The sequence below is a fragment of the Mucilaginibacter sp. P4_E8 genome (assembly GCF_056401495.1).
Window position 1 is genome coordinate 1 of record NZ_JBFUJG010000421.1, and the last position, 870, is coordinate 870.

An 870-nucleotide genomic window follows, 5' to 3' on the forward strand; every position below is an offset into this window, starting at 1 on the left:
TTTAAAATGAATCAGTAAGATAATCAATTATATAAAGGTTATTAACCTTTCAATTGAACCATTACCCTGATGGTTTTTAAAATTATCCCCATATCACTATTGAAGTTGATATTATTGAGATAGATAAGATCATAACGGAGGCGGCTATGCATTTGATCAATATTTTCGGCATAACCATATGAAACCTGACCGATTGAGGTAAGACCTGGTTTAATACGCAGCAGTTTTTTATAACTTGGAGATTTTTCTATAAGCTGTTCAATAAAATATTGTCTCTCGGGCCGGGGGCCAACTACAGACATTTCTCCTTTTAAAACATTCCAAAACTGGGGTAACTCATCCATCCTTGATCTTCTCAAAATTTTGCCCCAGGCTGTAATACGCGGATCTGTTTCACTTGATAGCTGCGGACCAGCTGCTTCTGCATTTACGTACATACTTCTGAACTTATATATAGTAAATGGCCTGTGATTTTTCCCGATTCTTACCTGCTTATAAAAAGCCGGTCCTTTTGATGTAAATTTAGTGAGCAACATCAATAAAATAAATATCGGGGAGCCAATGATCATTACACTTAAAGAAAATAAAATATCAAAACTTCGTTTAAAAAATATCACTTTAAGGCTAAGGCCAGGATTTGAAGAAAGGTGAATTACAGGCAAGTTTTCATAGTTAACTATGCTTGCATAATTGTTATTTAATACCAGATCAGACACTAATTTGATCTTAATGGCATTTTGATCGCCAAAATCAACTAACTTCTGTAATAATGAGGGTTGTAAGTATTTATAACATACAAATATTTCATCGGGGTTCTTACTTATCAGTTTTTCCATTAGCACCTGTTCAGGAAAATCCTTTATCATGCCC

General features: G+C 34.3%; 1 protein-coding gene. It reads right to left on the reverse strand.

Annotation, left to right across the window (positions count from 1 at the left end; all coding sequences use genetic code 11):
• Positions 1-41: 41 nt before the first annotated feature.
• A partial coding sequence (locus tag AC1DRQ_RS31870) for a sugar transferase (protein WP_477430214.1) occupies positions 42-870 on the reverse strand: 829 nt, incomplete at its 5' end.